Annotated in this window: 21 protein-coding genes; 7 read left to right on the top strand and 14 right to left on the bottom strand. The window is 62.9% G+C overall.

All coding sequences use genetic code 11. The annotated features are described in order from the left end of the window. Positions 1–699 (top strand): hypothetical protein, encoded by a 699-nt coding sequence (locus CPI83_RS15990; RefSeq protein ID WP_019748222.1) that lies wholly within the window; start codon positions 1–3, stop codon positions 697–699. Here the strand turns inward: CPI83_RS15990 and CPI83_RS15985 are convergent. The 3 genes from CPI83_RS15985 to CPI83_RS15975 all read right to left on the bottom strand — a co-directional run bounded on the left by CPI83_RS15985 (position 685) and on the right by CPI83_RS15975 (position 2,575). Beyond that, positions 685–1,365 carry a PhzF family phenazine biosynthesis protein gene (locus CPI83_RS15985; RefSeq protein WP_003942237.1) on the bottom strand — a complete coding sequence of 227 codons (681 nt, stop codon included), beginning with the start codon at positions 1,363–1,365 and terminating at the stop codon, positions 685–687. The two genes, CPI83_RS15990 and CPI83_RS15985, sit on opposite strands and share 15 nt — an antisense overlap. An 80-nt stretch (positions 1,366–1,445) precedes the next feature. After that, positions 1,446–1,985 carry a carboxymuconolactone decarboxylase family protein gene (locus tag CPI83_RS15980; RefSeq protein WP_003942122.1) on the bottom strand — a complete coding sequence of 180 codons (540 nt, stop codon included), beginning with the start codon at positions 1,983–1,985 and terminating at the stop codon, positions 1,446–1,448. Between the two features lie 2 nt (positions 1,986–1,987). Beyond that, positions 1,988–2,575, bottom strand: a complete 588-nt coding sequence (locus tag CPI83_RS15975; RefSeq protein WP_003942119.1) for a peroxiredoxin — start codon at positions 2,573–2,575, stop codon at positions 1,988–1,990. 229 nt (positions 2,576–2,804) lie between these two features. Here CPI83_RS15975 and CPI83_RS15970 point away from each other — a divergent pair, with 229 nt between their 5' ends. Further along, positions 2,805–3,725: a hydrogen peroxide-inducible genes activator gene (locus tag CPI83_RS15970; protein WP_020907545.1), complete on the top strand. Its 921-nt coding sequence runs from the start codon at positions 2,805–2,807 to the stop codon at positions 3,723–3,725. Between the two features lie 28 nt (positions 3,726–3,753). On the opposite strand, the gene CPI83_RS15965 is transcribed toward CPI83_RS15970, so the two are convergent. The 5 genes from CPI83_RS15965 to CPI83_RS15945 form a co-directional block, all read right to left on the bottom strand. Further along, on the bottom strand, positions 3,754–5,154 hold the full coding sequence (locus tag CPI83_RS15965) for an FAD-linked oxidase C-terminal domain-containing protein (RefSeq protein WP_097387416.1): 1,401 nt from the start codon (positions 5,152–5,154) through the stop codon (positions 3,754–3,756). A 77-nt stretch (positions 5,155–5,231) separates the two neighbouring features. Continuing rightward, the gene (locus CPI83_RS15960; protein ID WP_097387415.1) at positions 5,232–5,876 is read right to left on the bottom strand and encodes a hypothetical protein; all 645 of its coding nucleotides are present in this window, start codon (positions 5,874–5,876) and stop codon (positions 5,232–5,234) included. A 163-nt stretch (positions 5,877–6,039) separates the two neighbouring features. Next, the gene (locus CPI83_RS15955; RefSeq protein ID WP_097387414.1) at positions 6,040–8,391 is read right to left on the bottom strand and encodes a hypothetical protein; all 2,352 of its coding nucleotides are present in this window, start codon (positions 8,389–8,391) and stop codon (positions 6,040–6,042) included. Further along, positions 8,388–8,696 carry a type VII secretion target gene (locus tag CPI83_RS15950; RefSeq protein WP_021334291.1) on the bottom strand — a complete coding sequence of 103 codons (309 nt, stop codon included), beginning with the start codon at positions 8,694–8,696 and terminating at the stop codon, positions 8,388–8,390. Before CPI83_RS15950 ends, CPI83_RS15955 begins: the two co-directional genes overlap by 4 nt. A 119-nt stretch (positions 8,697–8,815) precedes the next feature. Next, complete coding sequence (locus CPI83_RS15945; protein WP_003942255.1) at positions 8,816–9,664, bottom strand: LysR substrate-binding domain-containing protein; 849 nt, start codon at positions 9,662–9,664, stop codon at positions 8,816–8,818. 56 nt (positions 9,665–9,720) lie between these two features. Between CPI83_RS15945 and CPI83_RS15940 the strand changes: the two genes are divergently transcribed. After that, positions 9,721–10,128: a DUF5997 family protein gene (locus tag CPI83_RS15940; protein ID WP_019748228.1), complete on the top strand. Its 408-nt coding sequence runs from the start codon at positions 9,721–9,723 to the stop codon at positions 10,126–10,128. A gap of 53 nt (positions 10,129–10,181) precedes the next feature. Here the strand turns inward: CPI83_RS15940 and CPI83_RS15935 are convergent, their stop codons facing one another. The 3 genes from CPI83_RS15935 to CPI83_RS15925 all read right to left on the bottom strand — a co-directional run bounded on the left by CPI83_RS15935 (position 10,182) and on the right by CPI83_RS15925 (position 14,891). Further along, positions 10,182–12,686, bottom strand: a complete 2,505-nt coding sequence (locus CPI83_RS15935; protein WP_097387413.1) for a DEAD/DEAH box helicase — start codon at positions 12,684–12,686, stop codon at positions 10,182–10,184. 26 nt (positions 12,687–12,712) lie between these two features. Further along, entirely contained in the window at positions 12,713–13,750 is a 1,038-nt protein-coding gene (locus tag CPI83_RS15930) for an alpha/beta hydrolase (protein ID WP_019748230.1), read from the bottom strand. Between the two features lie 181 nt (positions 13,751–13,931). Beyond that, positions 13,932–14,891 carry a PAC2 family protein gene (locus CPI83_RS15925; protein WP_003942198.1) on the bottom strand — a complete coding sequence of 320 codons (960 nt, stop codon included), beginning with the start codon at positions 14,889–14,891 and terminating at the stop codon, positions 13,932–13,934. A 361-nt stretch (positions 14,892–15,252) separates the two neighbouring features. Here CPI83_RS15925 and CPI83_RS15920 point away from each other — a divergent pair, with 361 nt between their 5' ends. Together CPI83_RS15920 and CPI83_RS15915 are read left to right on the top strand one after the other, a co-directional pair. After that, positions 15,253–16,008 carry a sensor domain-containing protein gene (locus tag CPI83_RS15920; protein ID WP_029255254.1) on the top strand — a complete coding sequence of 252 codons (756 nt, stop codon included), beginning with the start codon at positions 15,253–15,255 and terminating at the stop codon, positions 16,006–16,008. Positions 16,009–16,163: 155 nt separating this feature from the next. Beyond that, the gene (locus tag CPI83_RS15915; RefSeq protein WP_070385145.1) at positions 16,164–17,294 is read left to right on the top strand and encodes a DUF4192 domain-containing protein; all 1,131 of its coding nucleotides are present in this window, start codon (positions 16,164–16,166) and stop codon (positions 17,292–17,294) included. Here the strand turns inward: CPI83_RS15915 and galE are convergent. Together galE and CPI83_RS15905 are read right to left on the bottom strand one after the other, a co-directional pair. Then, positions 17,291–18,280: a UDP-glucose 4-epimerase GalE gene (gene galE / locus CPI83_RS15910; protein WP_019748233.1), complete on the bottom strand. Its 990-nt coding sequence runs from the start codon at positions 18,278–18,280 to the stop codon at positions 17,291–17,293. The genes CPI83_RS15915 and galE overlap by 4 nt on opposite strands. Before the next feature lie 8 nt (positions 18,281–18,288). Further along, complete coding sequence (locus CPI83_RS15905) at positions 18,289–18,975, bottom strand: metal-dependent transcriptional regulator (protein ID WP_003942150.1); 687 nt, start codon at positions 18,973–18,975, stop codon at positions 18,289–18,291. Positions 18,976–19,151: 176 nt separating this feature from the next. Here CPI83_RS15905 and CPI83_RS15900 point away from each other — a divergent pair, with 176 nt between their 5' ends. Both CPI83_RS15900 and CPI83_RS15895 read left to right on the top strand, forming a co-directional pair. Then, positions 19,152–20,423, top strand: coding sequence for an acetoin utilization protein AcuC (locus tag CPI83_RS15900; protein ID WP_019748234.1), 1,272 nt, complete (start codon positions 19,152–19,154; stop codon positions 20,421–20,423). Continuing rightward, on the top strand, positions 20,416–23,121 hold the full coding sequence (locus CPI83_RS15895) for a bifunctional GNAT family N-acetyltransferase/acetate--CoA ligase family protein (RefSeq protein ID WP_020969494.1): 2,706 nt from the start codon (positions 20,416–20,418) through the stop codon (positions 23,119–23,121). Before CPI83_RS15900 ends, CPI83_RS15895 begins: the two co-directional genes overlap by 8 nt. A 124-nt stretch (positions 23,122–23,245) precedes the next feature. Here CPI83_RS15895 and CPI83_RS15890 read toward each other — a convergent pair whose 3' ends face one another. Next, positions 23,246–24,217: a sigma-70 family RNA polymerase sigma factor gene (locus CPI83_RS15890; protein ID WP_003942639.1), complete on the bottom strand. Its 972-nt coding sequence runs from the start codon at positions 24,215–24,217 to the stop codon at positions 23,246–23,248. Positions 24,218–24,219 lie beyond the last annotated feature (2 nt).

Raw genomic sequence — 24,219 nt, 5'->3', positions numbered from 1 at the left:
ATGGACCGACGATTGCTTTCGCAGGTGAGTCTCGAGGAGGCCGCCGCGGCGACCCGCACGGGCGACATCTGGATCTTCCGCGGAGAGTCGACGGCGGACCGGGCCATCCAGACGCTGACCAACAGCCCGGTCAACCACGTCGGAATGTCGGTCGTGATCGACGACCTTCCGCCGCTGATGTGGCATGCGGAACTCGGTCACTCGCTGCAGGACATGTGGACCGGACGCTTTCAGCGTGGTGTCCAACTGCACGATCTGCGATCGGCGGTTCAGGTCTGGGGCGCCAAGTACGGGCAGCGTGGATGGTTGCGCCAGCTCGACCACGAAGTCACCCGGGAGCAGGAAGACGCTCTGCTCAAGACGATCGCACGGCTGGACGGTACGCCGTTCCCGTCGACGGCCAAGCTTGCCTCACGCTGGTTCGGAGGCCGAATCCCGAAGCTGCGCAAGAAGTCCGACGTGTCCGCAGTGGCCGTCGAGAGCGCCTACTGCGCCGAAGTGGTTGCCAAGACCTATGAGGCGATGGGTCTGCTTGTCGGTAACCGTCGTATCAACTGGTTCGATCCGGGCAAGTTCTGGAGTGGAGATCAGTTGCCCCTCGCGCCGGGAGTTGCGCTCGGTGACGAGATCTCGGTGTCACTCAGCGCACGTGACCTCGAGGCCGGACGCAATCCCGCCGGGTACTCACAAGGTTCGTGACGGCTCGGCGACGACGCGGCCGCCGACTTCGAGCCACCCTTCCGGAGAGAAGGTGGTGTGAAGCACCGATCCGCGTCCCTGGGTGATGAGCAGTGATTTCCTCAATCGGTCCGTGATGCGCAGCGCTGCAGATCCGGTCGCCTCGTCCTCGGCGATTCCCATCACCGGTGCGAACATGCGTGCGCGGATGGCAGCTTCGAGCTTGTCCTGCCATGCCCACAGATACGAATGATCCGCCTCGTAGTCGGACGGATCTGCGTCGATGACGTCGTCGACCGTGTCCATCGGATAGATCGCGAATTCCGGTGCCCATTCGGCACGCGCGCGTACCCACGTCAAAGCGCCGGATTGGCGGACGTCGACACTGCCGGCAGGAACGTCGAGGGCGCTCACGCGACGGCCCTGTTCGCCCAGCCACCACGTGGCACCGACGGTCGGGTGTCCGGCGAAGGGGAGTTCTGCTGCCGGAGTGAAGATCTGGACCCGCGCACGCGAGGCGCCGTCATCCGGAACGTCGATGAAGATGGTCTCGCTGTAGTCGAGTTCCTTCGCGACGGCTTGTCGATCCGATTCTGCAACCGTGGACGCGTCGACGATTCCCAACGGATTCCCGTGCTTGCCGTTCTCGTCCGTGAAGACCCGGACCACACTCACTTCGATACCCATCGGTCCACCCTAGCGCGCGAAAAGCCCTCCCCACCTTCACGGTGGGGAGGGCTCGTCGAACTGCACTCAGGTCCGGGTGATCAGACCTGTGCGGCAGAGAGGATCTCGTTGGCTTCGACAGCCTGTGCGACGCCCGCGACGATGGAACCGGCGCGGATCGCTTCGAAGATGACCTCGCGGTCGACACCTTCCTGGCGGAGGGTGTTCTCGTGAGCTTCGAGGCAGTGGTTGCAGCCGTTGATCGCGGACACTGCAAGCGACCACAATTCGAAGTCGGCCTTGTCGACGCCCGGGTTGCCGATGATGTTCATCCGCAGGCCGGCACGAAGGTCGTCGTACTTACCGTCGAGGTAGCCCTTGGTGCGGTAGAAGACGTTGTTCATGCCCATGATCGACGCTGCGCCGAGAGCGGCGTTGTATGCCTCTGCCGACAGGTTGTCGGCAGCCTCGGAAGCAATCTCCTTGAGCGTGGACGCAGACTTGGTGGCTGCGGCCGTTGCGAGGAGCGTTCCCCACAACTGCTGCTCGTTCAGGACCGTCGTGCGCGCAATGGAACTCAGGTTGAGCTTGAGGTCCTTCGCGTACTCGGGAAGCGAGTTCTTGAGGTTCTCGACGCTCATACTCAGACGCTCGCAGTCAGGAGCTCGCCGGCGTTGATGGTCGGGTCGCCCTTCTTCCAGTTGCATGCGCACAGCTCGTCGCTCTGGAGAGCGTCGAGGACGCGGAGAACCTCGTCGACGTTACGGCCGACGGAACCGGCTGTGACGGAGACGAACTGGATCTCGTTGTTGGGGTCGACGATGAACGTCGCGCGGTCTGCAACGCCGTCGGCGTTGAGGACGCCGGTGGCCTCGGCAAGCTCGCGCTTGAGGTCCGAGAGCATCGGGAAGGGGAGGGTCTTGAGCTCTTCGTGCTGTGCACGCCACTGGAAGTGCACGAACTCGTTGTCGACGGAAGCGCCGAGAACCTGAGCGTCACGGTCTGCGAACTCTTCGTTGAGCTTGCCGAATGCAGCAATCTCGGTGGGGCACACGAAGGTGAAGTCCTTGGGCCAGAAGAAGACGATGCGCCACTTGCCTGCGTAGTCGTCACTGGTGACGGTGGTGAAGTAGTCATCGGGCTGCTGGGCATCGACCTTGGACAGGTCGCCGCCGATGACAGCCGTGAGGTTGTAAGCGGGGAACTGGTCGCCGATTGTGAGCAGAGCCATGTGTCTCATTCTCCTACGTGTCTCGTGAACAGGAATTTCTTGCGCACACGATCCGGCTGTTCGGACTGTGACGGCCGAACGTGCTGGATCGAGAGGGTTTGTCACCGTCAGCGGGTCGGACGGTTTCGACTGGAGTGTCGAGGTTGTGACCGGCGCTTTTTGGTATGAGTCCATTCTGCATCAAACCGTTCAAAAGGTAAAGGTGATGGGTGGCACTACACTGATAGGCATGTCTGATCAGACTTATCAACCTTCCTTGTCACAGCTGCGTGCCTTTGTGTCGGTGGCCGAGTACCGGCACTTCGGTACTGCCGCAGCACGTTCCGGTGTGAGCCAACCCACACTGTCGCAGGCGCTGGCGGCTCTCGAGGCGGGACTAGGGGTCAAACTGATCGAACGTAGTACGCGGCGCGTGCTCGTGACCGCGGACGGACAGCGCTTGCTCGGTCAGGCGAAGCAAATCCTCGAGGCTGCCGACGGTTTCGTCGCGAGCGCGGCCGGCTCCGGCGACTCTCTGACCGGACCGCTACGCATCGGGTTGATCCCGACCGTTGCGCCGTACATTCTTCCGGGGTTGTTGCCGGAGCTGCGCGAGAAGCTACCGTCGTTGGCGCCGCAAATAGTCGAGGATCAAACGGCGCGCTTGCTTGATGCCCTGCGATCGGGAGCGCTCGACGTCGCGGTGTTGGCGCTTCCTGCCGGAACACCTGGCCTGGTGGAAGTTCCTGTGTACGAAGAGGATTTTGTGATGGTCGTGCCGAACGATCATTCCTTGGCCGGACGTGTCGATCTCACGGCGGACGTGCTCGACGCGCTGCCGTTGCTCTTGCTCGACGACGGCCACTGCCTGCGCGACCAGACGTTGGATCTGTGCCGTTCGGTAGACGCCCATCCGCTTGCCGGCGACACGCGGGCTACCTCTCTCGCGACAGTCGTGCAATGTGTGGCCGGGGGACTCGGGGTGACTTTGGTCCCGGAATCGGCGGTTGCAGTGGAGGTTCGACGCGGGGACTTGTCGACGGCGCATTTCGCTTCCCCGGCTCCAGGTCGCACGATCGGCGTCGTGTTCCGCTCGTCGAGTGGCCGAGCAGAAGGATTCCGTCAGCTGGCCGAGCTGGTCCGTTCGGTCAGCCCGACGGTTCCTCGATGACGTAACTCGTTCGACGTCGACGTGAAAGCTAGTCGAGAGAGCCTTCTTTCACGGCAATGACGGCTCCGGGATTGAGAATTCCCAGCGGGTCGAGCGCATCCTTGACCTTGCGATTGAGGGCCATGACGTCTTCACCCAACTGTGACGGCAGCCAGTCGCGCTTGAGTCGACCGACCCCGTGTTCGCCGGTGATCGTGCCGCCGAGCGCGATGGCGAGATCCATCACCCGTCCGAATGCGATCTGTGCGCGTTCGGACATGTCCGGGTCTGCGGGGTCGAAGACGATGAGCGGGTGTGTGTTTCCGTCTCCGGCGTGCGCCACCGTGCAGATCAGGACGTCGAGGTCGTCGGCGATGGCTTCGACCCCGGTTACCAGCTGGGGGAGTGCGCGCATGGGAACGCCCACGTCTTCGAGAAGCAGACTTCCCATCGCGAGCACTGCCGGGAACACTGCCCGCCGTGCCGCCGCAAAAGCGTCACCTTCGGCCTGGTCATCGGTGGCGAATACTTCGGTGGCTCCGTTGTTTTCGCACGCCTGAACAATCGTCTCGATTTCCAGCACGCCGGCCGCGCCGGGTGCGTCGGACTGCGCGAGCAGCAGTGCGTGAGCCTTGCGGTTCAGACCCATGCGTACCGAATCCTCGACGGCATTGATGCTGGCATGATCCATGAACTCGAGCATCGCCGGACGCATGTTGCTGGTGATCGCCAAGACCGCGTCCGCAGCTTCTTGTACCGAGTCGAACGACGCGACGACGGTTGATGCGGGCGGCTGCGCGGGAATCAAACGCAACGTGATTTCCGTGATGATGCCGAGAGTGCCCTCGCTGCCCACGAACAGTTTGGTGAGGGAGAGTCCGGCGACGTCCTTGAGAAGTGGACCTCCGAGGCTGACAGCTGTCCCGTCTGCCAGTACGACCCGGAGTCCGAGAACGTAGTCGGTGGTAACTCCGTATTTGACGCAGCAGAGTCCGCCGGCGTTGGTGGCTGCATTGCCGCCGATGGAACAGATCTCGAAGGACGACGGGTCAGGTGGGTACCAGAGTCCGTGCTCTGCAGCGGCTTTCTTGACCTCCGCATTCATCAAGCCGGGCTGCGTAACCGCCACACGGGCGACCGGGTCGATCGTGATCTGTCGCATTCGCTCGGTGCTGACCACTATGCAACCGTCGACGGCGCTGGATCCACCGGAAAGGCCCGAGCCTGCACCTCTGGGAACCACCGGCACGCGGTTGGCGGTTGCCCATCGCATGACTGCTTGGATGTCTTCGGTGCACGTTGCGCGAACCACGGCAGCGGGATGGCCGGCGGTCGGGTCGGCGGCCCAGTCCTGGCGGTAGCCCGCGGTCACATCCGGATCCAGCAGGACGGCTCCCTCGGGAAGCGCTGCTACAAGTTCGTCCAAGGCGTGCGAATTTTCGACCGTCATCACTCCATCATGCGTCCGGCAGCGCCGCTGAGGTCCTGACTTGGTCAGATTTGGGCGCGGCACCGTTGCCCTGGCCCCTACCGGGCCGCATCTTCTGGCCAGCCGGGGTAGTTGGGGAGGACGAGGGGTGGGGCGAAGTCGGTGCTCATCCGGAGTCGATTCCCGTCGTGACGCGATTTGAACCAGTCAGAGCAAGTCTCCTGTTGCACACGGTCGCTGGTGGAGCTGGTGAATTTGTCGACGATCCAGCCGCCGAAGACGTCCCCTTCCGGTGCATTGCGGGGCCCTTCGAATCGAGGGTAGGGGGTAGCCGTAGAAGCGGTGTTGTGCATCCAGATCTCGTAACTACTGCTCGGGAGTCGCGACGAATCCGGTTTGCGGCCGTCGTAATCGGTATCGTAGGCGTCGGAGCAGGCGTAAGCGACGACGGTCGAATCGCCAGGGTATCCGGCGGGAATTGTTTGAATACTCAAGATCCGGTTGATGCTGGTACCTCGGTAGACGCGTGGTGGTGTGTCTGCGGGTTCTCCGTAGCGGCGATCGCTCGCGACCGTTCCACGAGTGTTCGCAGTGATTCTCGAGAACCCGTGGTAGGCGTCGCTGCGATCGCCACCACTGTCAACGATGTAGTCGGATTCTATGAATGCTCGGATTATGGTGGCCTCTTCGCTGAAGAGGTCGATGCCGGGGTCTGCGAGCCATTGGTTGTGATAGTCGGTCATGTAGCTCGGTAGTACATAGACGTTTGACGCGGCGGGCGTGGTTGTGGCGCTGACGTTTTCGGTTGAGTTGGGTGCCGCGCAACCCGCGATACATGATCCCATGCTGAATGCCAGTGCAAGAGCGGTTGCGGCGCGGTGGTTTCGCCTTGTAAACGCAGGAAATCTAACCGACATCGTCGAGTCCGTCTCTCATGTTGGTCATGAACGTATCGCGATTGAATCCCCGAAACGTCAAATAGTCCTGCAGCGTGCTGTCGAATTTGCCGTTTAGACCCAGGGTCTCCAGATCGACTGGTCTGAGGGATTCGCTCGGATCGCCATTGACTCGAAAACCGTTCAGTTGCTCGAAGTGTTCTCTTCCGTAGGCGTTGTCGAGTGCCTGAACCAATCGGTAATCGAGAAGGGTCGTCGAAGCCGAACGCTGGTCTGTGAAGTTGAGTTGTGCCGGAGGAACTTCGACCGGGGAGCCCAGGACGTGATCTTTGAGTTCGACTCCCAGCATGCTGACTGCAACGCTGGTCGGTGGTCCGAAGCCTGGGATCATGGCGGCACCGCCGGAAATCAGCCAACCGAGTTCGTCGTATGTTTTCCCACGTCTGCTGATGATGTCCTGTTGCGCCGCCGCAGCGTCACCGGTTCGGTTGAAGGCTTCTTCCTCCAGAGCGCCGTCCATCAGTGCCTGGACGCGTCCCGCATATATTGCATATTGCGAAGAACCCGCGGCGATGTCTCCGCTCATGCTGGTTTCGACGAAGGTCCCTTGGAGTTGGCCCGCGGCTCCGAGCATGTTCGAATTGAAACTTGCGGCTGCGTGGGGGTCGCTGTCGATGATCGCGATCACCGATTTTGCATTGGCGAATCTGTCGTCGTAGGCATCGAGATTTTCGAAACCGAGGGTACCGGTTTGATCGGGTTCCAATCCGACGAGATTCCCGATGTACGGGGTCACCGCGGAACCAATGGATTGCGTCAACGCGGGATTCACTTCTCCGATGGATCTGTTGTCCAGGCCGGCGATGTCGAGGTAGGCACCTTTGTTGTCGGCGAGATTGTGGGCGAGTGCAAGGGCAGAGGCGCCGGCCCGTTCGGCAACAGCTGGGTTGGAGTTGGTGGCGTCGGGTCCGATCCAATCGGTGAGGCCGCTGACGGCTCGTCCGTCATCGTTCCATTCGCGGGTGAACAGATTCACCACGTCGTCCTGATGAGCAGGGGTGGTGAGGAAGTCGGCGTTCGAAGGTATGTCCCGAGTGGCAACGTCGAGGGCTTTGGTGAGGCTGGAGTCGAGCTCATCGTTGCTGACGGGCTGGCCGTCGTCGTCGAAGACCAATCGCATCGGGGCGCTCGATGAAGTTTGCGATTGGAGAGGGGCGAGATCTGCGCTGCGATCGAGCAGTGCAGAACTCAAAGCGCTGCCGGATTGTGTCGCCGGGTCTGCATTTCGAAGTATGTCCGTGAGTGCATTCGAATCGTCGAAATGGTTGACGTTCACGGTGGTGGAGTACCCACCGGGTTGGAGTTGCGAGCTGTACGCGGGGTCGCTGAAGATTCTGCGGACGTCTGGCGGAAGGTTGTCGAGGCTGCCCGCGTTGCCGTTGCCGTCGGTGACGTTGGGATTGGAGACGGTGAACATGCCCGAGGCGAGGGCGCTGGGGATTCGCGCGTCGGCGGGGACATTCGCATCGGGGAAGTTGACCGTGCGGAATCCTTCGGCTCCTGCACCGATATTCTTCAGCTCGTCGAGGTTGGTATCCGCGTAGAACTCACGTAGGTAGGCGAGTTGTTCCGGGTCGACGACCACGGGCCCGCCGGCAGCGAGTTGCGCTTGTTGTTCCGGAGTGAAAGTCGTCGCGGCGATCAACCGTTGCTTGGCCGCCTCGCTCTCGGGTGTTTCGCCCGGGGACTGCGCGAGAATGTCGGAGTCGTGGGCTCCCTGACCATCGAACCGAACGTGATGTGAAGGGGTGGTCGACGCTGCATCGGGGATCCCGAAATCGGCCTTGCGGTCGATGAGCGAGGTGCCTGCGGCGGTGATCTCCGTGAGGATTCTGGCGGCGCTCGCGTCAGTCTCGTCGACGTCCGTGAGTGCCGTGCCGATGCGCCACGAGTGATATTCGAGGCGGGCTTCTACCCCGCGCGGATCTGTGCTCGCCAGAGTTGCGGGCGTCGCGGTGACGGAGCCGTCGTCAGAGACGGTGAAACCGTCGGCGCTCGCGTCGTCGACGCGGCTGACCAGTGTTTCGCGGGTGTACCGGAGGTTTGCCGATTGCGCTGCGACACAGCGCCCGGCGTCTCCGACTATCGCGACGGCGTCTCGCCCGAAGGCATGCTGCTGGGTTGCCGAATCCCATGCTGCGGTCGCCGCGCTGCCGCTCCAATCGCTGGTTGCGGTGTCCATGATGCGGTGCGCGATGTCGACGTTGCTGTCGAATACGTCATGTCCGCGGCCCAGGGAGCCGGCATAGTTGTCGAGGGCGTCCAGATTCCAGGATCGGATCTGCGAGATCGACAGTGTCATCGCACGTCTCCCGAATCCTCGATCCGTGCGCCGTTGGCGATGTCGACCCGGGCGAACACTCGTGCGGAGTTTTCCAGTTTCGTGCGGGTAGCAGTGATCCCCGCACCGATCGCGCGGCCGAGTTCGTCGACGGTGACGACGTTGTCGGCTATGGCTGCAGCGAACGCCGACCCGGCGGCTCCGGCCGATGCGGCGGTAGCGGCCTCCGAAGCCGAGAATCCACCGAGTTCCTCGGCAGATGCCGTCAGCCCCTCCGCAGCACTTGCCAATTCGGCTGGATCAGCTGAAAAAGTATCCACACCCATGAACGAATCCCCCGAATTCATCTGCGAGATCACAGTGAATCGAGGATAGAGCATGCCAGATGACCCGACCTCGAGGGGTGCGTCATCGTCCTCGCGGTCGAGGGGGTTGTGTGAAAGCCCTAGCGGCCCTTCTGCTTTCCGGAGAACCGGCCACCCGAACTCTTGGTCCCACCGGACTTGCCGCTGCCTGATTTGCCGCCCGCCTTGGCCTTACCGGAACCGGCGTTGCGTCCGGATATGTTCTTTGCGGTGCCGGCGCCCTTAGCTTTCTGCCCGTTCTTGGCAGCTTCTGCGCGACGCTCGCGGGCCGCGATCTTGGCCTTGACGGAGCCCTTGATCTTCTCCGCCGGCTCACCGTTTCGGCCGCGGGAACTCTGCGCCGTTCGGCCCCGCACGATGCCGATAAGTTCCTCGACCAGATCTGTGGTCTTGGACTCCATCCATGCCAAAGCCACAGGAGCCTCGGGCGCACCGTCCACCGGACGGAAGGTCAGGTCCTTGCGATGGTGGAACCGCGCCAGCGAATGGGGAACCACGACAACTCCGACGCCGGCGGCCACCAACTCGATGGCGTCGGCGATGGTCGCGGGTCGCTCGGCGGCGGTCTTTCCGGGACGGGTCGGCCAGTCGAGTCTGTCGTCGAGCGGATCGAGCACTATCTCGTCGGCCAGATCGTCGACGGAAATCTGATCGACAGTAGTGAACACGTGATCTTTCGGTACCACCACCACCGGGGTTTCCGCATACAGCGAGATGGCGCTGATGCCGGTCCGGTCGATCGGCAGGCGAACCAACCCTGCATCTGCTTCACCTGCGCGAAGTGCAGCTTCGAGTTCGAGAACCGGGAACTGAACAAGTTCCAGACGCACCTCGGGGAGCCGCTCGTGCCACACCCGGACCCACTTGGTGGGCGTCACCCCCGGGGCGTACGCGAGTCGAAAAATTGCCTGACTATCCGCGTCTGTCACCAGGCAAGGCTACCGCCTTGGTAAAAGCACCCGTATCGGCTGGTTACTCTTGTTGCATGACGTCGAACAAAACTCCCCAGACGATGAAGCCGACGACGGCTGCCAAGAAGCTGGGTGTGTACCTGGAAGCAACACCTGCGCAGTTCCAGGAAGGCGACGTGACTCGAGACGAGCTGACCGCTCTGCAGACCGATCCGCCGGAGTGGCTGCTGGAGCTGCGACGCACCGGACCGCACCCTCGCCCGGTCATCGCCGCCAAGCTGGGCGTATCGATCGCCGGCCTGGCCCGCGGCGGCGTCGAAGAAGCACTCACCACGGATCAGATCGCCGCACTCCTCGAAGAGAAGCCTGATTGGCTCGAAAAGGAACGCGCTGTTCAGGCCGACGTGCGGGCCGAAAACGTTCGCATCAAGGAAAAGCGCGCTGCGCGTCGTAACCAGCCGCGGAAGGCTCGAAGGGGCTGACGCCCCCTGTGCGCCTTTCCGGTAGCGATGACTACCAGAAAGGCGCACAGGCGCTAGCCTTCTACGACGCTCAGCTCGTCGAACACGATTTCACCCGCGGCATCCGATTCCGGGATGTCGACGACGGCAAGCAGCGCCCATCCGTGATCGCCCTCCGGATCCTCGAGCACCTGCCGCACCCGCCAGAACTCTCCGTCCTCAGTGACCTGGAAGAGCGCCGGACCGCGCGCCGACGGCCCGGTTCCGATGGTTGCGTACTCCTCGAAGTACGGCAGTAGTTGCTCTTCCCACTCGGCGGCCTCGATACCGTCCTCGAGGTTTTCCAGCTCGTTCCACTGTCGACGCGACGCGAGATCGATGCGTCGGAACATCGCATTGCGCACCATGACGCGGAATGCGCGCGGGTTCGCCGAGATGGGACGGGGAATGTCGGCACCGAACGCAACCTCTTCCGTGTCTGCCTCGGCTCCGGGGTCGGTGAGTGACTCCCACTCGTCGAGCAGGCTCGAGTCGACCTGACGGATCAGCTCGCCCAACCACTCGATGATGTCTTCGAGTTCCTCGGTGCGCGCTTCGGTCGGGACGGTTTGCCTCAGCGCGCGGTAGGCGTCGGCGAGGTAGCGCAGGACGAGGCCCTCGGACCGGGTAAGTCCGTAATGGCTGATCAATTCGGCAAACGTCATGGCGCGTTCGATCATGTCGCGCACCACGGACTTGGGGGAGAGGGCGAACTCGGTGATCCACGGGTGGCCACCCCGGTACATTTCGAAAGCCGGGAACAGCAAGTCCGACAACGGTTTCGGCCAGGTGACCTCTTCGAGAAGCTCCATGCGCTCCTCGTACTCGATGCCGTCCGCCTTCATCTGCGCCACCGCTTCGCCGCGTGCGAAGTGCTGCTGCGCCATCAGAACCTGACGCGGATCGTCGAGCGTCGACTCGATGATCGAGACGACATCGAGTGCGTAACTGTCGGATTCGACGTCGAGAAGTTCGAATGCCGCCAAGGCGAACGGTGAGAGTGGCTGGTTCAAGGCGAAGTCGCGTTGCAGGTCCATCGTCAACCGAGCCATGCGGCCGTACTCGTCGGGTTCGTCGAGGCGTTCCACGATGCCGGCGCTGAGCAATCCGCGATACAGCGAGATCGCTTTGAGGATGTGCTTGCGTTGCGCCGGACGCGATTCGTGGTTGTCCTCCAACAGATGCCGCATCGCGTCGAAGCAGTTGCCCGGGCGGGCAATGACATTGAGCAGCATCGAGTTGCTGACCGAGAATCGCGACACCAACGGTTCGGGCGATGCCGCGACCAAGCGGTCGAACGTCGCTTCGCTCCAGGACACAAACCCCTCGGGAGCCTTCTTGCGTTGAATCTTCTTGATCTTCTTCGGATCGTCGCCGGCCTTGGCGACAGCCCGCAGATTCTCCACTTCGTGTTCCGGTGCCTGGACGACAACGGTGCCCATCGTGTCGTAGCCTGCACGACCCGCGCGGCCGGCGATCTGATGGAACTCGCGGGCTTTCAGATGCCGTGTGCGGACGCCGTCGTACTTGGCGAGACCGGTGAGCAGCACCGTGCGGATCGGGACGTTGATTCCGACGCCCAGAGTGTCGGTACCGCAGATCACCTTGAGAAGCCCGTCCTGCGCGAGAACTTCGATGAGCCGTCGGTACTTGGGCAACATGCCAGCATGGTGAACGCCGATGCCGTGCCGGACCAGGCGCGAGAGTGTCTTTCCGAACCCCGTGGTGAAGCGGAAACCGCCCAGCGCTTCGGCGATCGCTTCCTTCTCGGCCTTGGAACAGAAGTTGACGCTCGTCAGTGCCTGGGCGCGCTCGAGCGCGGCCGCCTGCGTGAAATGCACGATGTAGACGGGGGACTGGTTGGTGGTCACCAGATCTTCGATGGTTTCGCCGACCGGCGTGGTCGCGTACGAGAACATCAAAGGCACAGGGCGTTCCGTGCCGGAGACGACGGTGGTGGGCTTCCCGGTGCGACGCGTCAGATCGTCGGAGAAGAAGTCGACCTCACCGAGAGTTGCCGACATCAAGAGGAACTGCGCGTGCGGCAACTCGATGAGCGGAACCTGCCACGCCCAACCTCGATCGGGTTCGGAGTAGAAATGGAACTCGTCCATCACGACTTGGCCGATATCGGAGTTCGGGCCCTCTCGCAGTGCGAGATTCGCGACGATCTCTGCCGTCGCACAAATGATCGGCGCCGACGAGTTCACGGCGGCGTCGCCGGTCATCATGCCGACGTTCTCGGCACCGAAGACCTCACACAGCGCAAAGAACTTCTCGCTCACCAAGGCCTTGATCGGCGCTGTGTAATAGGTGCGCTTGCCGAGCGACATCGCATAGAAATGCGCGCCGATCGCTACCATCGATTTGCCGGACCCGGTCGGCGTCGCAAGGATCACGTTTGCGCCCGAGACCAACTCCATGACGGCCTCTTCCTGGGCAGGATAGAGCGTCAAACCTCGTTCGAGGGTCCACGAAGAGAAGGCGTCGAAAACGGAATCAGGATCCGCGTTGTCGGGGAGAAGTTCCGTCAGCAGCACTCGTACAGGCTAGCCGCAACCGCGGATCAGGTTGCGCTTCGCTCGTCCGAGCCCATGGCGTCGAGCACTGCCATGCGGGTGGACGACGTTCCGGTGATGGTGTTCTCGCCGACGCCGGAGATCAGCATGTGACGCCAGCGGGCCTCGTCGAAGACGAGTGGTGCGGTGCTGGAAAGAAAATCTTCGACGATCTGCAGGAAACGCATCGGATCGTCGCGGAACGGGAAGTGGCCCGAGCCGCGGAAGATTTCGAGACGTGAGTTCGGCATCGCTGCGTGCGCGAGGTGAGCGTGGGAGACGGGAATGACGGAGTCGTCGTCGCCCCAGATCAGTTGAACCGGCAGATTCTCGGTCAGATAACAGCGGTCGAGCATCGTGACGACCTGTCCGCGCCAGTCCACGACTGCCCGCAGCGTACGAAGGTAGGCCTCGTAGGCAGTGGGGTCGGGGAGATCAGCGAGCACTCGAATCAGGTCTGGCGTGTCGTGCAGCATGGTGCCGGGGCGCAGATTCGAACCGTGAACGACACCGGCAAGGTTTCCGGCCATCCGGACGAGCGGCATCGCGCCAGGTATCCGGAGCAGTTTGACGACCTCGTTGACCACCGGAACGGACATGAGGCGCAGCAGCGGGTGGACGTCCTTGGTGACGCCACCGGCCGAGACCAGCACGAGGCGATCCACCATGTGTGGGAATTGGTAGGAGAACTGCATCGCGACGCCGCCGCCGAGCGAATGCCCGATGACGGTGACGTGCTCGATGCCGAGTGTCGACAGGAGATCACGCATGCCGTTGGCGTACGCGGCTACCGAATAATCGGCGCGCGGCTTGTCGGAGCGGCCGTGACCCAACAGGTCAGGTGCGATGACCGTGTACTTCTTGGCGAGGTGGGGAATGATCTCGGTCCACGTAGACGAGTTGTCGCCGATTCCGTGCAGGAGCAGTACTGCCGGACCCTCGCCGGCTATCCGAAATGCGCGTCGGTAGCCGTGAATCGTCCGGAACATCATCCGCGGTTCCTCGTCGGGGACCGGTCGGAGCTGACGGTTCCGTGGTCTGCTCATGTCGCCTCCTGGCTCGGCGTGTGACCACGTTGACTGTCTGCTCCAGTTGTTGAGCCGTCAACGAAAATCACACAGAGTTTGAGGCTATCCGACGGATGTGTCCTGAACAACAGCCCAGGTAACGGAGGGGTTGCGGAATGCGCACAATGTCGAATTATGCGCCCCGCCCGTCACATTTTCGTCAGTTGTCGCCTCGATCGAGGTCTCCAGCTGAGCCGAAGTCGTCATTTCCTGCCTGTTCGGCCAGGAACTTTTCGAACTCTGCGCCGATCTCGTCACCGCTGGGAAGGTCGGCCTCGCCGGCCAGAAGGGACGACTGTTGTTCCTGAGCGGCGACAAAAGTGTCGTATTGACGCTCCAAAGCGTGGACTACAGTCTGAACTTCTTCGTTCCCGGCTATGTGCTCGTTAACCTGTTCCCGAACGCGCGCCGCGGCCTCACCCAGTGCAACCAAGGGCAATTCCAGATCCGAAACCTCGGAAACGTTTTCGAGCAAAGTCTCTGCGGCGCCCGGGTAGTCCGTTTGCGCGAGGTAGTGGGGGACATGCACCGAAAAGCCCATCGCCTCGTGCCCGTGCTGAGACATACGAAGCTCGAGGAGTGACGATGCGCTGCCGGGAACCTGCAGTTCACCTGACCAACGCTGATGGTCCTGGATCAGGTCCTTGTTGGTCGAATGTGCTGTCACACCCAGCGGTCGGGTGTGCGGGATTGCCATCGGAATCGCGTTGAGCCCGATGGTTCGACGCACTCCCAGCTGTTCGGACAACAGACGAACGGCTGTGGTGAACCGCTCCCACTTGAGGTCCGGTTCCATCCCTGCGAGCAGCAGGAACGGCGTGCCGGCCGTATCGCGCAGTGCGTACAGATTGAGCGCCGGAGCGTCGTAATCGGAGAAATGATCGGCCTTGAACGTCATCGTTGGTCGACGTGAGCGGTAGTCGATCAGCTCGTCGACAGCAAACGACGCGACAAGCTCGGTTTCCAGGCTTTCGCGCAGATGCGTCGTCGCCAACTTCACGGCGTGACCGGCGTCGGAGTAACCCTCGAGTCCGTGAATCAGGATCGGTCCCTGGCCGTCGGCAGCCGCCAACTGGGGCGCCGGAAATTCCAGCTCGTACATCCTCGACTGTTCGTCCATCGCAGTCCCCTTCGCTCTTCGGTCTTGATCTCAAGTGTCCACTATCGGCGCACGCTCGACAGCATCGGAGTCAGGTGCCTGACAGCACTGGATCAGACGTTCATCGGTAAGAACACCGAGTCGGTGACCGATCATTCCCGATCCGACGAGACGGACGTTCGCCGAGAGCGAAGCCGAGCGGTATCTTTCGACACTTGGCCTGGGCGTTCGCTAGATGTCGGGTGCGCGGCTTCGGACATGGCAGAGTGGAAGAAAAGGTCGGCACGGCCGATTTGTCCGAAATGCATTGGTCGATTGTCGGGATCGGTCGAGGTCGAGTGCGGAGGCTTACATGCGGGTGTGTCCACGATCGTCCAGGCGAGTGGCCGCATGCTCCCTTGCTGCGGTGGCCGCCGTTGCACTACTCGCGGGCTGCTCCGGGTCGGTCCAAGGTGCACCCGTTCCGGACTCCGCGCCGGCGACTGCCGGTGCGACCGACAGCGGCTCAGCGGCGCCGAGTACGACGACTGCACCCAAATCCTCGACGCCGAAATCCACCTCTCCGAAAACGGCGGCACCGTTGTCCGAACTGCTGCTGACTCCCGAGGAATTTCCCGAGCCCTTCGGCGCTGTTGTGCTGCCCCCGCAGGCCGTTCCCATGGCAGCGCCGGATCTAGTCGGCGTCCCACGCGGTGCCACCGTCGATCCATCCGAATGTGAGCCACCGGAACAGGATTACGGTCCGAACGGGACCGTGATGGCGGTCGGGACCGACAATGCGACGAGGGCAACGATTTCGGTCGAACTCACGAAGGTCGACGCGCCCTTGGACGAGTTGGAAGCGCAAACTCGCCAGTGCCCGTCCATGACGGTCACTGCGAACGGCGTCACCACTACAGTGACGACGGAAATTCTTCCGCCGTCGCCGATCGATGCCGACAAGACGATGTCACTTCGCCGCACCGTCGTGTCCCCCAAAGCCGCAGCCGGCGATCAGACGATGCTGACATTGATCGCGCAGGTCGGCGACGTACGGGTAGCAACAACACTGATGACGTTCGGTTCTGCGACGCCCTCGACGGCACCTCTGGATCAAGCGTTCACCGCAGCCGTACAGAAGGTCAAAGCAGGCAAGTGATTTCGCAGCACACGGGTCCGACACAGAGCGGACCTTTTCGGTGCGGCGCGATAATTCGTCCCCAACTGACTCGATAATCCACAGACGACTTCGACGTCGCTGTTTTCCCTGGTCGAGCGGATGGCGGCATCGGGGCGATCGGCGAGGGTCTGTGCATGACCACATCACCTCTTCCAGGAGAATTCGAATTCTCCGACGACGACCTGGCCCTTTTCGGACGCGTTGAACGTGTTTCCGATCCAGGCGAATTGATCGCGGCAATACCCGCCCTCCTGGGATTCCATCCGTCCAACTCCGTCGTTGCGCTGTCTCTGATGGGCGCCTCCGCCTCGACGCTCGGCCCGGTAATGCGACACGACTACTTTCCCAGCGTCAAGGGAAAGCCTGCGAGGCAGATGAGCGTGGCGCTGCGCCAGTTCGCCGCCGTGTGTGACGGGGAAGGAGCGCGTGCGGTCGTTCTCGTGGTGATCACCAATTGCTCGACAGCTGAAACTCTCATCGACGAAACCATCGAGCTGGCCGAGGTATTCGAAGACGTGCTCGGCGGAACCTGCGTCGAGCTGGCTGACGTATTGTGCACGGCCGCAATAGAATCTGGCCAGCCGTGGACGAGCGTCACGCGTTCGATTCACTGCGGCACCCTGCCAGACCCGGCATCTTCGTCGGTCGCGGCGGCGCAGGTGTTGGGCGGGAGGGTCATTCGCCGTTCGCGTGAGGAACTGGTCCGGTGGGTACACGGTGCCGCTCGTAATCACGACGCGATTGCCCGACTGATCGCGAGCCGCCGAGAATCGGGTGAGTACAGCGGGGGATCAGGCCGTGATGCAGCAGTTCAGCGCCGGGTCGATCTGGTGTTGGAACATGTCCGCCGTGTGGAGGCAGGCACTTACTACCCTGACCTGCAGGAATGCGCCGATCTGGTGGTCGCTTTGACGGACGTTCACGTGCGCGACGTGGTGTTGGGTCTGGCGATCACGTCGGTTGCCGCACATGCCGAGCAATTGTGGCTCGTACTTACCCATGAAGTACCGTCTCCCGAACGAGCTTGGCCGGCAACACTTCTCGGGTTCTTTGCATACGTGCGCGGCGACGGGCCCCTGGCAGGTGTTGCGCTGTCGGCCGCACTGTCGGCCGATTCGGAACATACCTTGGCCGGATTGCTGGATTTATCGCTGCAATCCGGTGTGCACCCCGATGGGATCCGTGACCTTGCGGCCGTCGGATTGTCCATCGGGGAATCGCTCGGAATTGCCGGTTTGCCGCCGGCACTGCCGAGTGGAAGCTAGCGAGCAGCGTGTGAGCGGTCGCCCAGATCCTGGAGGAACTGCCATGCATCGGCGACTATGACGTCGAGATCGGTACGCGTGGGCGTCCAACCCAACTCGGCAATCGCCTTGTCGCTCGATGCGATCAGTACGGCCGGATCACCCAGCCGTCGTGACGCGTCTTCGACGTTGATCGGCAGGCCGGTGACCCGCGCACAGGCAGCGATCACCTCGCGCACGCTGAAGCCGGCACCACTTCCGAGGTTGTAGATACGGTGCTCGCCGGGAACCGAGGATTCGAGCGCCAGCAGATGCGCTTCGGCGAGGTCAAGCACGTGTATGTAGTCGCGTACCGCGGTGCCGTCCGGCGTGGGCCAGTCGGTTCCGAATACCGAGATCTTGTCTCGCTGCTCGAGTGCGACCTGAAGGACGAGCGGAATCAGGTGGGTTTCGATCACCCGGTTCTCGCCGGCGGACTTGTACGCACCCGCGACGTTGAAGTAGCGCAAGCTGGTAGCGCCGAGGCCGTGGGCGATCGAGTACGAGGTGATCGCATGATCGATCGCGAGCTTGGTCGCGCCGTACGGATTCGTAGGGCGGGTCGGAGCGGTTTCCACGATGGGGGACTGCTCCGGCTCGCCGTACGTTGCCGCGGTGGAAGAGAACACGAGCCGGGGAGTGCCGGAGACACGAATCGCCTCGAGCAGCTCGATGGTCGTGACGACGTTTCCGCGCCAGTACTTTTCGGGGTGCAGCACGGATTCGCCGACCAGCGACTGCGCAGCGAAGTGAAGTACGCCGTCGAAAACCGGAGAACCCGCATTGCCGAGGATGTCGGCGGCCAGCGCCCCCACATCCCCTTCGATGAACTCGGCACCGGCAGGCACCGCGTCGGCATTTCCGGTGGAGAGGTCGTCGATGACGACAACTTCGTGTCCACGCTCGAGCAACACAGTGCTGCACACACTGCCGACGTAACCGGCGCCGCCGGTGACCAGGAGTTTCATCTAGTTCCTCAGACCTGCTTGACCTGAACGGCGTGAGCCATTTCCTCGGACAGGTCGAACCCGCTGTGACCCGGCACGATGATGGTCACCGAGCCCGGACGGGTTTCGACCGTCACCCTGGCGTCGGGAACGACGCCGGCGTCACGCAGCTGCGCGATCACCTCGGGATCGGACTGCACGTGCTCGGCGAGTCGCCGAACGACCACAGCTGTCTGTGCGCCGTGCGGAATATCGGTCAGGCGCACCAACGTTTCGGTGGTGGCAACCGGGCCGTCGAGTCCCAACTGGTCCAAGCCCGGAATCGGGTTGCCGTATGGCGACGTCGTGGGGTTGTTCAGAACGACGACGAGCCGACGCTCGACCTCCTCGCTCATCACGTGCTCCCAACGGCATGCCTCGGCATGTACGTCTTCCCATTTGAGACCGATGACGTCCACCAGTAGGCGCTCTGCCAACCGGTGCTTACGCATGACAGAGATCGCGAGATCGCGACCCTTGTCGGTGAGTTCCAGATGTCGATCGCCGGCGACCATCAGCAAGCCGTCGCGCTCCATACGCGCAACTGTCTGGCTGACGGTGGGTCCGCTCTGTTCGAGCCGTTCGGCGATCCGCGCCCGGAGTGGGACTACGCCCTCTTCTTCCAAGTCGTAGATCGTCCGGAGATACATCTCCGTGGTGTCGACTAGATCCTTCACACTCAACCCCTTCGTCAGTTGATCATTCTACCGTTCAGTTCGTGGTTCCGGTGCCGCCTCCACTGCGGCGAGTCCAGCGCGTGTCCGAATTGGATTCGTGTCACTCGATCTCGGTCTCCGAAGCGGGCCGCGAGTGTGGTGTGCGGCACGAAACGAGAAGGAAGTAGCGTGATCCCATGACCGCGTCGATCAGATCTGACGGGGACCCCGCGGCGTCTCGAGCGAATCGAGTCGTGGTGTGGAGTCCGGAGTACCTGAGCTATCGGTGGAGCGCCGATCACCCGATGAATCCCACTCGCCTCGATCTCACGATGGCACTCTCGCGAAGCCTCGGACTTCTCGAGGGCATCGAATTTCTCGAACCGAGCGCCGCGTCCGATGCCGACCTCCTCAGAATCCACACACCGGCATATCTTGCAGCGGTCAAAGACGCGGGTAACTCTGCGAACAACGGTGTGAGCGGCCAGGATGTTCCCCACGGGCTCGGTACCGAGGACAACCCGGTCTTCCCGCACATGCACGAAGCCAGTGCGATCCTCGCCGGCGGCTCGCTGGCCGCAGCGCAGGAAATCGCTTCGGGACGTACGAGGCGCGCGGTCAGCATCGGCGGCGGCATGCACCATGCGATGGCGGATTGGGCCTCTGGATTCTGCGTCTACAACGATGCGGCGGTTGCGATTTCGTGGCTGCTCGACAACGGCTACGACCGCATCGCCTACATCGACGTCGACGCTCACCACGGCGACGGAGTGCAACATGCGTTCCTCGGGGACCCGCGGGTGCTCACGGTCTCGCTGCATCAGCACCCGGCAACCTTGTGGCCGAACACCGGATGGTCGAGCGAGGTCGGCGACGGGGCCGCCGAAGGCACTGCAGTGAACATCCCGGTGCTTCCCGGAACCGTCGACGCGTTGTGGCTGCGCGCATTTCACGCCGTCGTACCGGGGGCCATTGCTGCCTTCCGCCCGCAGATCATCATCAGCCAGTGTGGAGTCGACTCGCACCGCGAGGACCCGCTCGCGGACCTCGCTCTGACCGTCGACGGCCAGCGCGCAGCGTTCCTGGCAATGCGCGATCTTGCCGACCGCTACTCCGAGGGCCGGTGGCTGGCAGTCGGCGGCGGCGGATACGGACTGGTTCGCGTCGTGCCGAGGGCATGGACTCACCTGATCGCTGCCGCGCTCGATCGCGAGGTCGACGTCGACACAGCTGTGCCTGACGAGTGGAAGGAATCGACGAAGCTGCGAGCGCCGAGCGTCGACCTCCCGCCGACCATGGGCGACGGCGGAGATGTCGCATACACCCCGTGGGACGGCCCGGGTGGTACACCGGAGACAGGTGTCGCCTCGGTAGATCGTGCACTCACCCGAATCGACTCGGCGATCATCGCCACACGCCGCGCTTCGTTCCCGCTACTCGGACTCGACCCGGAGGATCCCCGTGACTGAACAGTCCGATACCGATGCCGGCGGCGCGAGCGACCAGGCGCCGAAGACCGACCCCGCTCACACCTATCCCCATTCGTGGGTAGTCGACGTTCTCGCCTCCGACGGCGGCGCGGTGGCGTTGCGACCCATCGTTCCCGAGGACGCGGACAAGCTCGTCGAATTCCACGGCAAACTCTCCGAGCGCACTCGGTACCTGCGCTACTTCGGCCCGTATCCCACGATGTCGGCGCGCGACGTGAAGAACTTCACGACGGTCGACCACCACAACCGCGTCGCCTTCGTGATGATGCTCGGAGACGAGATCATCGCGGTGGGTCGCTACGAGCGACTCCTCGACGTCGGTGACGGAAAGTCTGCCGAGGTCGCCTTCGTCGTCGCCGACGCACACCAGGGGCGCGGCCTCGGCCCGATCCTGCTCGAATACCTGGCAGCAGCAGCGGCTGAGAACGGCCTGACGATGTTCGTCGCCGAGGTCCTGTCCGAGAACCGCAACATGGTGACGGTGTTCCGTGAGGCGGGGTATCAGGTGAGCCGCTCGTTCGACGGTGGCGTGCTGCGACTCGAATTCGCGATCGACCCGACGGAAGCGCTTGTTTCAGTGCGTAATTCGCGTGAGCGGGCAGCTGAGGCCCGCAGCATGGGAAACGTGCTGAGTCCACGATCGGTGGCAGTGATCGGCGCATCAGCGGACCCCGCCAAGGTGGGTAACGCGGTGTTGACCAACCTGCTGCGCGGCGGATTCACCGGACCGGTCTACCCCGTCAACGCTGAGCATCGTTCGGTTCACGGGGTGCGGGCGTACCCAACTGTTCGTGACATTCCTGACGACGTCGATCTCGCCGTCGTGGCTGTACCTGCGGAATCGATCAATTCGGTACTCGACGACTGCCTCGACAAGGGCGTCAAAGCGCTGGTGGTGGTCTCGTCGGGCTTCAGTGAGAGCGGTCCGGACGGACGCTCGTCCGAACGCAAACTGGTCCATGCAGCACGCGCTCACGGAATGCGCCTCATCGGTCCGAATGCGCTGGGTGTCGCGAACAACGACCCCGCGATCTCGTTGAATGCGACTCTCGCGCCGGTCTTGCCGGTGGCAGGCAACGTGGGTTTCTTCTGTCAGTCCGGCGCGCTCGGTATCGCCATTCTCGACGAAGCCGCGCGCAGCCGAATCGGGTTGTCCGCCTTCGTTTCTGCCGGCAACCGTGCGGACGTCTCGGGCAACGACCTTCTGCAGTACTGGGATTCCGACCAGTCCACCGAAGTGGTCCTTCTCTACCTGGAGAGCTTCGGCAACCCGCGAAAGTTCTCCCGGATCGCCCGCCGAGTTGCGCGGAAGAAGCCGATCGTCGCGGTCAAGAGCGGTCGGCACGCGGTTCCGCCGGTTCTCGCCGCCACCGGAGTCGAGATCGACGATTCGATCGTCCGCGCCCTCTTCGAACAGGCGGGCGTCATCCAGGTCGGCTCCATTTCACAATTGTTCGACTGTGCCTTGCTCTTCGGATACCAGCCGTTGCCGGCGGGTCCGCGGCTTGCTGTCATCGGCAACTCGACCGCGCTCGGTGTCCTTGCCGCGGACGCCGCCCGCAGTGAAGGTTTGCAGGTCAGCGACCCGGTCGACCTTGGTGCCCAGGCGAGTCCGGAACTGTTCGCCGCTGCCGTGCGCGACGCGTTGGCGTCGTTCGACGTCGATGCCGTCATCGCCGTCTTCGTTCCTCCGGTTGCCATTCCGGTCGAGCCGTTCGCGAAAGCACTCAAAGACGCCGTCGCCGGCTCGGACAAGCCGATTCTCACGACGTTCCTCGCAGCCGAGGGTGTGCCGGACGTCCTGGCGGTCCGCGACGAAGTCGGAAACCCGACCCGCGGTTCGGTGCCGTCCTACCCAGGGCCGGAGCGCGCCGCACTGGCGTTGGCGAGGGCCTGGCGTTACGCGGAGTGGCGTAGCAAGCCTGCGTCGAAGGTTGTTCGCCCCGCGGGAATCGACTCCGAACGAGCCCAGAAGATGGTGGCCGCCTGGCTTGAAAACTCGCCTGGCCGTTGGCTTTCGGACGTCGAAGCAGCAGCTCTTCTCGAGTGCTACGGGGTTGCAGTCGTCGAATTCCGTTCGGTCCTGAGCGAAGACGAAGCTGTAGAGGCAGCGGATGCTGTCGGCTACCCGGTCGCGGTCAAGGCAACCGGCGAAATGTGGCGCCACCGACCGGATCTGGGCGGCGTCAGGCTGGATCTGAGTGGGCCGGAATCGGTGCGCCTCGCTTACCGAGATCTTGCGGCCGCATCGGGTGAACCGCTGCTGCACGTGCAGAAAATGGCAACCAAGGGCATCGGGTGTGTGGTTGGTGTCCAAGACGACCCGTCGTTCGGTTCGCTGATCTCATTCGGTCTCGCCGGTGTGATCTCCGATCTCCTCGGGGACCGTGCCTATCGCGTACTGCCGCTCACGGAAGACGCTGCTACGGAGTTGATCGACGCACCCAAGGCAGCGCCGCTGCTCTCCGGATATCGCAACGCCGTTCCGGTCAACAAGGGTGCCTTGGTCGATCTGGTCCAGCGGATCTCGGCGCTGGCCGACGACATTCCGGAAGTCCGCGAACTGGCCTGTGAGCCGGTACTTGCTTCGGCTACCGGCGCGGAGATCACCGATTCGCGAGTACGCATCGGGCCAGAGCCGAGCGCAATCGACCTGGGGCCCAGGCGTCTGCGGTAGGTACAACGAACAACACCGGCCATCGCACATTCCCGAGGGGGAGGGAATAAGCGGTGGCCGGTGCTTTGTGCGGTGCGTCAGCGCGAGTGGTGTGGCGCGCTGACGCACGTGCTGTGTTGTTTGATCAGCTCGCGTAGGAACGCAGTTTCTCGGCGCGATCGCCGACGCGGAGCTTGCCCATGACCTCACGCTCGATCTGACGAACCCGCTCACGCGAGAGGCCGAAGAGCTTGCCGATCTGATCGAGTGTGCGAGGCTGGCCGTCGTCGAGACCGTAGCGAAGTCGGATGACCTGCTGCTCGCGCTCGTCGAGCGTCCCGAGCACGCTGCGCACATCGCTGTGCAGCAGACCGGCGATGACGGCGTTCTCCGCCGAAGTCGCCTCGGAATCTTCGATGAAGTCGCCCAAGGGTGCTTCTTCGTCGTTACCGACGGGCATGTCCAGGCTTACCGGGTCGCGGCTGTGGTCGAGCAGGTCCGCGATCTTGTGCGCCGGGATGCCCGACTCTTCGGCCAACTCGTCGTCCGTCGCTTCGCGCCCGAGCTGCTGGTGCAGTTCACGCTTGATGCGGGCGAGCTTGTTGACCTGCTCCACGAGGTGGACTGGGAGCCGGATGGTGCGGCTCTGATCAGCCATTCCGCGGGTGATCGCCTGACGGATCCACCAGGTGGCGTACGTCGAGAACTTGAAGCCCTTGGCGTAGTCGAACTTCTCCATGGCACGGATGAGTCCGAGGTTGCCTTCTTGAATGAGATCGAGGAGCGGCATTCCGCGGCCGGTGTAGCGCTTGGCCAGCGACACGACGAGTCGCAGGTTCGCTTCCAGGAGGTGGCTACGCGCCGACTGTCCCTCGCGAACGATCGTTGCGAGATCCCTCTTCTTGGCGACTGTCAGGCGCTTTCCCGTGGCAAGGACGTGGCTGGCGTACAGCCCCGCTTCGATTCGCTTCGCCAGTTCGACCTCGTCTGCTGCTGTCAGCAGTGCAGTACGACCGATCCCGTTCAGGTAGACGCGGACCAGGTCTGCGGCCGGGCTCTGGGCGTCCAGATCTGCGGCGCTCGGACGAATGCGAGTAGTGGTGCTGGGGCTTGTCATGA

The sequence above is a fragment of the Rhodococcus sp. H-CA8f genome (assembly GCF_002501585.1).
In the GTDB taxonomy this organism is placed as follows: Bacteria; Actinomycetota; Actinomycetes; order Mycobacteriales; family Mycobacteriaceae; genus Rhodococcus_F; species Rhodococcus_F erythropolis.
Note: the sequence above shows the minus strand (reverse complement) of the source record. Positions and strands in the feature narration are given on the sequence as shown.

Bases quoted from the DNA above. Each gene is read 5' to 3' on its own strand.
- CPI83_RS15985 (WP_003942237.1), bottom strand. From the start codon at position 1,365: ATGGGTATCGAAGTGAGTGTGGTCCGGGTCTTCACGGACGAGAACGGC.
- CPI83_RS15970 (WP_020907545.1), top strand. From the start codon at position 2,805: ATGTCTGATCAGACTTATCAACCTTCCTTGTCACAGCTGCGTGCCTTT.
- CPI83_RS15900 (WP_019748234.1), top strand. From the start codon at position 19,152: ATGACCGCGTCGATCAGATCTGACGGGGACCCCGCGGCGTCTCGAGCG.
- CPI83_RS15890 (WP_003942639.1), bottom strand. From the start codon at position 24,217: ATGACAAGCCCCAGCACCACTACTCGCATTCGTCCGAGCGCCGCAGAT.
- CPI83_RS15960 (WP_097387415.1), bottom strand. From the start codon at position 5,876: ATGACCGACTATCACAACCAATGGCTCGCAGACCCCGGCATCGACCTC.
- CPI83_RS15915 (WP_070385145.1), top strand. From the start codon at position 16,164: ATGACCACATCACCTCTTCCAGGAGAATTCGAATTCTCCGACGACGAC.
- CPI83_RS15950 (WP_021334291.1), bottom strand. From the start codon at position 8,696: ATGGGTGTGGATACTTTTTCAGCTGATCCAGCCGAATTGGCAAGTGCT.
- CPI83_RS15925 (WP_003942198.1), bottom strand. From the start codon at position 14,891: ATGGACGAACAGTCGAGGATGTACGAGCTGGAATTTCCGGCGCCCCAG.
- CPI83_RS15955 (WP_097387414.1), bottom strand. From the start codon at position 8,391: ATGACACTGTCGATCTCGCAGATCCGATCCTGGAATCTGGACGCCCTC.
- CPI83_RS15940 (WP_019748228.1), top strand. From the start codon at position 9,721: ATGACGTCGAACAAAACTCCCCAGACGATGAAGCCGACGACGGCTGCC.
- galE (WP_019748233.1), bottom strand. From the start codon at position 18,280: ATGAAACTCCTGGTCACCGGCGGCGCCGGTTACGTCGGCAGTGTGTGC.
- CPI83_RS15965 (WP_097387416.1), bottom strand. From the start codon at position 5,154: ATGACGGTCGAAAATTCGCACGCCTTGGACGAACTTGTAGCAGCGCTT.
- CPI83_RS15975 (WP_003942119.1), bottom strand. From the start codon at position 2,575: ATGGCTCTGCTCACAATCGGCGACCAGTTCCCCGCTTACAACCTCACG.
- CPI83_RS15980 (WP_003942122.1), bottom strand. From the start codon at position 1,985: ATGAGCGTCGAGAACCTCAAGAACTCGCTTCCCGAGTACGCGAAGGAC.
- CPI83_RS15930 (WP_019748230.1), bottom strand. From the start codon at position 13,750: ATGAGCAGACCACGGAACCGTCAGCTCCGACCGGTCCCCGACGAGGAA.
- CPI83_RS15990 (WP_019748222.1), top strand. From the start codon at position 1: ATGGACCGACGATTGCTTTCGCAGGTGAGTCTCGAGGAGGCCGCCGCG.